The organism is Nitrospinaceae bacterium, from assembly GCA_018669005.1.
GTDB lineage: Bacteria > UBA8248 > UBA8248 > UBA8248 > UBA8248 > UBA8248.
Genome location: JABJAL010000122.1, coordinates 58,830 through 68,384 on the forward strand (window position 1 = coordinate 58,830; position 9,555 = coordinate 68,384).

Below are 9,555 nucleotides of genomic sequence, written 5' to 3' on the forward strand. Positions count from 1 at the left end.
TTATACCAGTGGCTGGTAAGCCCACACCACCCGACCGACAATGTACTTCTCGGGTCCCTCGACATCGAGATCAATGTGGGCTACAGGTTCATCGCGGTTTTCGGGGACCAACCAGAGGCGAGGTGCTGTCCACTGGAGACGCTTCAAAGTGCATCCCCCTGAATGGTCCCTCACGGCGTACATACCATCAGGGATGATCAAATTATCTTGGCGATCGATAACTACGACGGCACCAGGCTGGATGAGGGGGAGCATGCTCCGGCCCATTTCAAGATCAACGCGAACTGCAACTAGATCAGACCGCCCTGTTATTTGAGAGATGTGAATCAGGGCATATTCATCAATGTTCTCATCAACAATTCGAGCGCTGCCTGCCGCGATAGTTCCCGATACGAGCGGAACGGCCCGGAACTCTGACTCATCGACGATGCCCGAGCCCTGAATATTGCTCGACATGCGGATGGTTACATCGACCGGCCCAGCAACGACACTCTCCTTAGCCCCCTCTCGACCCAAAATCCAATCCACAGAAACGCCAAGGGCCTCGGCGATACACAGCAGCTTTCCGGCGCTTGGCTCGTTTTCCCCTTCTTCATAACGAGCAAGGTTCGCCCAACTTATCCCAGAAATACGTGCAAGCTGATTGCGATTCCAGCCACGTTGAGAACGGGCACGGACGATTCGAGAACCAGCAATTTTAAAATGTGCAGACTTGGCCATCGATATGATCTGGCTTCCCGAAATCCCCCTGGATCTCCGGCATGTATTAAAAGAAGGCATATTCAAATTTATTGACTCGTGAAATCTAGCATTTTGGAAAGGGGGCGAAAAGGGGGCGACAGTGGAGTTTTTCTCCTGAATTTCCAGGATTAGGCCTTAAAAAACACCTCAGAAAAAGGAGCTTTATATGAATTATGCTAAATCGCAATACAAAGTAGCCGCCTAGATATAAAGGCAGGCCAAAGAATCTATTGAATCAGACCTCGCCCCCGCTGATTGACTCCTCGGTTAACCCGGAGAGATGCTGTTTACCTTCATCTGAAATTCCTACTACACTTCGCCCATGTCAGATTTCAACATGCCACCAATTTTATCCCAAAAAAATATCGACGAACCATCGGTTTTCGACCCTAAAAATCTGATGCGAGAAGCTCGGCGGCAACTAGGCATATCTGAGGGAAATATACCTGAGATATGCCTCCTCGATCCCGACGGAGACATTTTACGCCATTTAATCAGAGAGGGAGAAGCAACGCTTAACGAAAACTGGGCTTGCTACCATTCAGAACTATATAATTTCTCTCTCGGAGGAATTAGCTATGGCATCGTCGGATGCGCGGTAGGTGCTCCTTATGCCGTTCTCATTGCTGAGCAAATGTTCGCTTCAGGTTGCCGCCTCGTCATCAGTATGACCTCATCAGGACAGATACTTCCCGTCAGGAAACCTCCTTATTTTGTATTAATTGAAAAATCACTACGTGACGAAGGCTGCAGTTACCACTATCTTCCACCCTCGGAGTACTGTGAGATTTCTGAAGAATTGCTGTCCATTTTAGAGGGTGCCTTCTCGGATATCCCAGATACTGTCGAGCATGGGGCCACTTGGACAACAGATGCCCCCTTTCGTGAAACAAAGACCGCTATCGCTCATTCTCGAGAAATCGGAATTCTGGCTGTCGAGATGGAAGCGGCCGCCCTATATGCTTTTTCTAAAGCCAAAAAAAAACCTGTCGTCTGTTTTGCGCACGTTACCAATCAAATGGGAAACGTAGACGGAGACTTCGAGAAGGGAGCAGAGATGGGTGGCATTGGTGCTTTGCGAATCATCGAAGCCACTGCCAGGGCATGGCTAAACGGACACTTCTAAACTACGAAAGGCGCCCCCCGGAGGGAGCGCCCTGTAACGAATCATTCATAATACCTGAAAATTCTAGTCCTCAAATATTGCTACGGCGCGAACGGGCGAGCCGGTTCCGCCACGCCATTTCATCGGGAAACAGACAAAGCGGAAGGGTCCTTTATCAAGTATAGACTCAAGGTTGCACAAACTCTCAAGATGGGTAATTCCTTTGTCGAGACAGGCTTTGTGGACGAGAGAGTTCACGTCCCCCGCCGGGCCGGGGCGCATCGAGTCGATACCAAAATGTACGACGCCTTGGTCGGCTAGCCATTCGGTGGCAGCAACATTCACACCTGGATTGTCAGTATTGTAGGCTGGTGTAGGGAAGGTGCGTTCATGGTGGCCAGTACAAAGAAGAATAGTCCCTCCCTTTTGAACCGGGTGTCCAGATTTTTTGATCGCGGCCGAGAGATCGTCGCTCGTGATTTCGGCCTTAGGTGAGATGTGACGAAGGTCAATGCAGGTGCCCATTACATAGCAATTCTCAAGCGGATATTCGTTGATCGGAGTAGCATCCGGCCCGAAGTGGCGCGGGGCGTCAAGATGGGTGCCCCCGTGGTCAGGCATCGTGAAGTAATGGACGCTGTTACCCTGGACATTTCCTGAATCAGAGAAAGCCTCTGCGTGACTTTTCCAAACTCCGTGAATGATGGAAGGCTGGCCAGGATATTGAGGGGTTCGATGATACAGTTCGCGGCTAAGATCGACGATTGTGGACATGATTTTCTCCTGTTAGGACTTGCCCGCTACAGCGGATCGAAAAACATTAGGTATGCATCCGGGCGGGCCATTCAGGCACGTCCAGTCTTGAATAAAGTTGATATCTCTATCTACCCTAGCCAAGGGCCTCAGTAAAGACGCGGGGCAGTTATTTGTGGTGAATCAACCCGCACCACAGAGCCCAAAGATGCACTACCGCTCTGCTCTAGTGTTCGGAGAACATGCCAGCAACTTGGTTTGACTATATATCCGACCGCAATGATCGCAGATGAGGAGCAAAATGCGATTCACCTGAAGGGATTTTTCCCCGCCTAAAAGAAGTACCGCCGATCCTTCATGTCTGGATACATGTGCGCCACCCATTTCCCATAACCGTTGAAGAGTTGAGTAGGACGGCGCTTATCGGTGCCTAACATGCGCTCTGTCTTCTGGGACCAGCGAGGATGGTCGAAGGCCGGATTAATATTTGCCCAAAAACCGTATTCGCTAGGCGCAGCTTTTTCCCAGAAGGTTTTGGGACGCTTATCGGCAAACTCGATCGAGACGAGAGATTTACCATTCTTAAAACCGTATTTCCAAGGAAGAACGAGACGCAAAGGTGCTCCGTGTTGGTGCGGCAAAGGCTTGCCGTAAATGCCGGTAGCGAGCATAGCCATTTCGTTCATCCCCTCCTCCATGGTGAGCACCTCGGTGTAGGGCCACGAATACCACACTCGTAGCTGGCCGAGGGCGACCTTGGGGTTGTGGAAGGTTTTGAAAACTATGTACTTGGCGCTGCTCTTAGGCTCTACTGCCTTAATGAGATCTCGAATCAAAAAACCTGTCCAAGGAACCGCCATTGCCCAGGCCTCAACACAGCGAAAGCGCAGGAGGCGCTCCTGAAGCGGCATCGTGCGAATTAACGAGTCGATATCGTAGGTCTTGGGCTTGTTTACCAGTCCATCCACCCTCACCTGCCATGGGCGTAGTGAAAGGCGCTTGGAGAGCCAGTAGATACCCTTTGTCGTGCCGAACTCATAAAAATTATTGTAGGTTGAGGCTACCTGCTCCTTGGTCATGGGACGGTCAAGCGTAAAGTCTGGATTGCGCTTAGCAGGATAGAGGTCGAGGGTCTTGTCCTTTTGTGGAGCGGCAGCGAGTACCTCGCCAACCCCACTCACGGCACTGGTGGCGATGGCACCCGCAGCTCCCAGCATAAATTTTCTTCTGTTCATGAACACCGACTCGGGAGTTGCCTCCCGCTCGGGCATGGCCCATTCTTGTTTCTTGATAAAGTTCATGGGGGCTCCTTAGCCTTCGGTTCGGAGGACGCGAGGTACGCCGACAGTGATGACAAATATTTAGGATTGAAGCATCTGCAATCCACAAAAAACCTTACATATGATAATGTTCGGGGACAGTTTCAAAATCAACTACATTTATTGAATCTTTACATTCTGCTGACGGCACCAAAATTTCCGGCACAAAGGGTCAGTCGCTAATCAAAAATATTTTGGAGGAGTCATGTCGGACAAGCGTTTTCCGGTTGATCGGCTTGAAAAATTCATTATCTCGGCGGTGGAGGCTCAGGGAGTCCCCGCCGATCACGCCAAAATCTTTGCCCGCCGTATGATCGAGGCGGACCTTCGAGGTATGCATGGACACGGACTCATGCGCCTTGCGCCCTACAGTCGGCGTATCTCAGAGGGGGGCTATAACCTTCAGCCAGAAATCCGAGCCCTTCGTGAAACCCCGGTGAGCGCTCTCGTTGACGGAGACAACGGCCTCGGCCAAGTTGTTATGACCTTCGCTGCCGAGCTTGCCATAAAAAAAGCAAAGGAAACCGGACTTGCCTGGATAGGTATACAGCGGGGCAACCATTCGGGCGCGGGAGGAGTTTACGCCGCCCTCACCCTACCCCACGACATGGTGGGTATGTACATGGCGGTGGCCAACGCCAACCACATGCCACCCTGGGGCGGTATCGACATGCTGCTGAGCACCAACCCCATGGCATTTGCGATACCAACAGGTGAGGAGCCTCCTTTCGTCCTCGACATGGCTACCACCGTCGCCTCTTATGGAAAAGTAAAGGTTTACGCACAAAACGGAACACCCATGCCCGAGGGCTGGATGATGGACAAGCATGGCAATCCCATCACCGATGCCACAAAAGCACACGAGGGTTTCTTGCTTCCCATCGGAGGCCACAAAGGCTACGGCCTCAACCTGGTCATCGGAATGTTGGCAGGAATCATGAACGGCGCCGCCTTCGGTAGTGATGTCATCGATTTCAACGAGGACTACCATTCACCTACCAATACAGGACAGGTTTACTTCGCAATGCGCCCCGACCTTTTCCGCGACATCGGCGAGTTTAAGGCCGAGATGGACAAGAAAATCCGCGAGATCAAAGATTCGACCCCCATCGATGGCGGTGTCATCCACATCCCAGGAGAAGGAGCCGCCGAGCGCGAGCGGGATATGCGCAACAACGGCATCCCCGTCGCCGAACCTGTTCTCAAGGCTGTGCAGGAGCTGGCCTCGAAACTTGGCATCGAAGATCAACTCGGCTGATTCGGCGGCTCAATTAAAACAAGTCCCCTGAGGCAATTCCTCAAGGGACTGTTTTTTTTCATTTTATCGATATTTAGAAATATACATTGCCCGGCCCAACTGGGGGGGTCCATTCACAATCGCCAAAAGGTCCGTCCCCGCCTTTTTCGATGTAGGCGGTTCGGTCGTACTCCTCGGGTAGCCCGTCCCCTTCGATGAAATTGCGATTCAGCCAGTCGAACATGTACTGGTGAAATCCAAGACCACCCAGATTATCAATAGACCAGAGGATATGGAATTGATTCTCGAAAACCCACATCTCCTTTGAGCTCTTAATATCGCTGTAGACTTCGATAGCGTCTTCAAGCGGGCATAATGGGTCGAACTCTCCGGTGGCTAGTAAGACCGGACACTTTATTTTCTCAGCGTAGCCCTTCACAGTCATTCCCTGCGCCATTTCGTCAAACTCATCCTCATCTTCCATCCCTGCCATGTACATGAACATCTGTTTAAATCGCGGCGAGGATCTTGTGAATATCGTATTGTTCGGATTAAAGCAGGCTATCGCACTCACTAGCCCCGCGATGCGGTGATCGTAGCTCGCCAGACGGAGAGACCAATAGCTCCCCATGCTCACCCCCAACACATAAATTTGTGAAGGGTCCACCTCCTCACGCCCGAGCAGATAGTCGATCACTGCCGCCCCGGCGCGTTCGTAATTGTCTCCAACTGCCCGAATTTTCTGCATGTTCGAGTTGCCCTGCCCTGGCCCATCAATCGAGATGACATGGAAACCCCTCGAAAGGCCAGGATTGTTGAATGCGCGGGGAAATGATTCCTTCGTCTGATCCATTCCCGGAACGTAGATCAGACACGGCGCGCGTCGTCGGTCTGGCAGGAGATGGAGTAGACACGAAATTGTCTTGCCATCGTCGAATGGAACCTCCACACGTTCGATGGGGTTGGGACAGACCTCGGATCGAAGATCCACCATCTCCCTGAGTTTTGAGCACAAATAGAGCTTTACCGGATTGTCGTCATAGAAAATTGGATGCTGCGCCGTGCGGTAGGCCTGAATGGCGTTGTCGTAGTGCTCCGCGGCCGTATGGGCAAAGCCGTTCTCGTGTGCTTTCCTGGCAAGGGCTTCATGGTGCTCTGCCTCTTGACGCCAAACCTTGGGGTACATCTGGTAGTTATGAGCTCGCCTGCCATGAGGAGCCTCGGTCTCGTCGAGTTCGAAATTCTGCACCCGTCCGCGCATGTTGAGCGCCAAGTCGAGCATCCACTGTTGGTTATCGCGCTGTGTTCTTAGCTTCTTGATTGCCATGACCCCTCCTTTTAATCGAGTTCAAGCGCCCGCCCTTCCCCACAGAGATAAGCGGATCTGAAATATGAAAAGGATTCGAATAGAGAGAATTGTACGCCGCAGTGGTCAGCCAGAAAAGGGCCGAGGCCCTATCAACCAATGCCGATTATCGTCCCACCCAGGACGATAATCGCCCCGCCAAGGATCATGAACATCGTGATTTTCTCCATCCCACGAGGCAGGAAAACCGATAAAAGCATGACGAAAAGCGGCTGGGACGCAATGATTGGGGTAACGACCACCACTCGGCCCACATCGAGAGCATGAAAAAGCGCTAGTTGTGCGAAAACAGTCGATATCCCGACCATCACGAAGAGAATGATTCCCCGCCGCGGCACCGAGGTGATGGACCGTTTTTCAAATTGCCCCCAGGCGGCACCCATCACGACGGTGGACGTCAGGGACATGACTAGAATGGCCAAAGTTTTATATGGCACGTCTGGGGATGAGTGCCGGATGATGATATCCCGAAATACAAAAGTCATGGTCGCGGCTAGGGACAATACGATTCCGCTTAGGGCCCAGGAACGCATTTCCTCTTTCCTAATGGAGAGAATTGCGACGCCTAGTATTATGAAGCCCGTTCCCGTAGCTAATTCAAAGGATAGCGTCTCGCCCAACAACAGGACGGCGAGTGAACTCGAAAACAGCGGCCCCACTCCCCGTATTAGTGCGGCCGGTGAGGCACCAATACGCTGGAGACCCGCATAATGAAGCATTCGTGCGAGACCAGGTATAAAAACTCCGATTCCGACGAACCAAAGAAGAACCGGGTTCAGGAATTCCCATACTGGCACCGTGAACAACGACCATGGCAACATAATCGCGGCGACGGTAGCCGAATTGATAAAAGCGCCCTGTATAGGAGAAATATCTTCGGCCGCTAATCGCGAGAGGATGTAAGTCAGGGCATAAAAGAGCGCTGATGAGATTGCCAGTGATACTTCGAGCACACACACTCCTACGCCAGACGAAAGAAAAGGCGCCCCAGCGATTCGGCGGGACGCCTTTCCATGATACGTGAACTATTAGTCCTGCTCTATAAGTTCCTGGCAATACGGTGCTCGAGTCATGTAGACCGGGTCGCCGTCTGTGACGAGGATGTGGTCCTCGATGCGGACCCCAGCGCCGCCGGGAATACCTGGCACAAAGATCAGCGGCTCAATGGCGAAAGTCATTCCGGGCTTGAACTCGACACTCTCGGCCCCAGGCATCACCTCGCCCACATAGGGAGGCTCGTTCGGCGAGATACCACAACCGTGTCCAATAAAGAGCTTGATAAAGTTCTCTTCAAGCCCTGCAGAACGAGCTACTTCCAAGAACTCGGCTGCCGAGTCGTCGTTAGTATAACCTGGGCGCATCTTGTCGATTCCTGCCTTGAGGGCCTTGTAGACAGTCGTATAAACCTTTATCTGCATTGGATGAGGTGGGCCGCCTGCAGTCTTCGCCCGCCCGCAATCGCCAAAATAACCGTTCCAGCAAGCACCAATGTCGATGAATACGATATCGCCGTTACGAATAATTTTGTCCGTGGGAAATCGTGTCGGGGGGGCCATGTGCTCGCCCGACGCAACGAATGGAGAGGCCAAGTGACCAAACTCGCCGCCATGGGTGAACAGGGTCTTCATGGCCTCGGCTGCAACATCAAACTCTCTGACGCCGGGCACTGCCGTATTGAGAGCAGTTATCGTCACCGCATCTGCGATGGCACATGCTTGATGGAGGCAAGCAACCTCGTCCGGCGTTTTCTGGACCCGGCTCATGTACATGAACATCTCGCCATCCACGAAAGTGGCATCTGGAAGATATTTATCAAGGGCAGCACGTTGCATAAAGGTATGTCCATCGAGACCAATATTACCGTCCGCAACACCCCAGTCCTTCATCCTTTTAGCGATGTCATCGCGAACTGTACTCTCAACAAGACCGGGCTCCTCAAGTATCCCGATGGGAACATAGTCATCGATCCAGGGCATACATTCCTCTATGCGGTGCGCCTCTCCCGATGAAGCAAGCAGCGTGGGGTTCCCTTCCTGGTGAAGGAGGACGCCGTAAGTCGTCGAGGAGCGATACTGGATCATAATGACACGCGCACTTGTCAAGTAGCGGACATTTTCATCCTTCCAAAGGATGAGAGCGTCAATGCCAGCCTCTTTCATGGCTGCCTGGGTTTTAGTGACCCGCTCCTTACGCATACGGTCCATGTCGATACGGTGCTCCCAATCGACCATCATCCCGCCTCGGGCCCATGTAGGGTAATCTGTCATTCGGATTCTCCTCCTTTTTGGCAAATTGGAAATTATTGATTGACTCTCGGTATGCGGCGCCGAAAATCTGAAGATTGATTCTAGAAGGAATTACGGCGCGAAATTATCACCCTGATACCAGAGTGTCAACAAATCAGGCTCGCACCTTGAGACAAGAAGCCGTATAATTAAACTACTTTTCGCCCGATGGAGAATCGCGATGGGCAGACGCCGCGACACTCCCGACTACAAACGGTCTAGCCGAATACATCAGGCTCGAATCAGGCCGACAGTTGAAGAGCGCGAACTCACCCGCAAACTAATCGTCGCCAATGGGGCCGGAACGAGAGAGGCCTACGGACAAAAGCTCCTGAGCGCGATGTGCGCCCGGCTGAGGATTACTCCGGTTCGGCTGCATGTCTTGGACAAAAACCAACCACATAAGAAATCGGGTGGACGACTAGCTTACAAGGAATACGGCGCCTACTACCTTGAGGATCAGGTCATCCTGATAGCGAATCTGACAGCGGTGCGCGGAAAGGTGGTGGCGGGCAAGACATTTTTCGATACCCTGATACATGAGTTTATGCACCACTTCGACAGAAAATTCCTCAAAATCTCATCTACCCCGCACAGTCCAGGGTTCTATAATCGAATCGAGGATTTAAAGCTCAAGCTACTCGGCAAGGGCCCAGATTCACCTGAAAGTGGTAACGACGGAGGTGGAAAATGGGAGGCACCGCCCAAGGGGCTCATGGCAGCGGTCGAGGAGGCCGCCCAACAAGCCC

At 52.3% G+C, this 9,555-nt stretch carries 9 protein-coding genes; 3 read left to right on the plus strand and 6 right to left on the minus strand.

All coding sequences use genetic code 11. The annotated features are described in order from the left end of the window. A complete protein-coding gene (locus HOJ95_18310) occupies positions 1–720 on the minus strand; it encodes a LexA family transcriptional regulator (protein MBT6396648.1) in 720 nt (239 codons plus the stop codon). A 343-nt stretch (positions 721–1,063) separates the two neighbouring features. Between HOJ95_18310 and HOJ95_18315 the strand changes: the two genes are divergently transcribed. Further along, the gene (locus tag HOJ95_18315) at positions 1,064–1,867 is read left to right on the plus strand and encodes a nucleoside phosphorylase (protein ID MBT6396649.1); all 804 of its coding nucleotides are present in this window, start codon (positions 1,064–1,066) and stop codon (positions 1,865–1,867) included. Between the two features lie 63 nt (positions 1,868–1,930). Here HOJ95_18315 and HOJ95_18320 read toward each other — a convergent pair whose 3' ends face one another. Both HOJ95_18320 and msrP read right to left on the minus strand, forming a co-directional pair. Then, positions 1,931–2,620, minus strand: coding sequence for a cyclase family protein (locus tag HOJ95_18320; GenBank protein ID MBT6396650.1), 690 nt, complete (start codon positions 2,618–2,620; stop codon positions 1,931–1,933). A 311-nt stretch (positions 2,621–2,931) separates the two neighbouring features. Further along, positions 2,932–3,900, minus strand: a complete 969-nt coding sequence (msrP, locus tag HOJ95_18325) for a protein-methionine-sulfoxide reductase catalytic subunit MsrP (protein ID MBT6396651.1) — start codon at positions 3,898–3,900, stop codon at positions 2,932–2,934. Positions 3,901–4,123: 223 nt separating this feature from the next. On the opposite strand from msrP, the gene HOJ95_18330 reads away from it, so the two are divergent. Further along, positions 4,124–5,176, plus strand: coding sequence for an Ldh family oxidoreductase (locus tag HOJ95_18330; GenBank protein ID MBT6396652.1), 1,053 nt, complete (start codon positions 4,124–4,126; stop codon positions 5,174–5,176). A 73-nt stretch (positions 5,177–5,249) separates the two neighbouring features. Here HOJ95_18330 and HOJ95_18335 read toward each other — a convergent pair whose 3' ends face one another. The 3 genes from HOJ95_18335 to HOJ95_18345 form a co-directional block, all read right to left on the minus strand. After that, on the minus strand, positions 5,250–6,482 hold the full coding sequence (locus tag HOJ95_18335) for an alpha/beta fold hydrolase (GenBank protein ID MBT6396653.1): 1,233 nt from the start codon (positions 6,480–6,482) through the stop codon (positions 5,250–5,252). 131 nt (positions 6,483–6,613) lie between these two features. Then, positions 6,614–7,474 (minus strand): DMT family transporter, encoded by an 861-nt coding sequence (locus tag HOJ95_18340; protein MBT6396654.1) that lies wholly within the window; start codon positions 7,472–7,474, stop codon positions 6,614–6,616. Between the two features lie 75 nt (positions 7,475–7,549). Continuing rightward, positions 7,550–8,788 (minus strand): aminopeptidase P family protein, encoded by a 1,239-nt coding sequence (locus HOJ95_18345; protein ID MBT6396655.1) that lies wholly within the window; start codon positions 8,786–8,788, stop codon positions 7,550–7,552. A 199-nt stretch (positions 8,789–8,987) separates the two neighbouring features. On the opposite strand from HOJ95_18345, the gene HOJ95_18350 reads away from it, so the two are divergent. Continuing rightward, the coding region (locus HOJ95_18350) for a hypothetical protein (GenBank protein ID MBT6396656.1) at positions 8,988–9,555 on the plus strand (568 nt) is incomplete at its 3' end.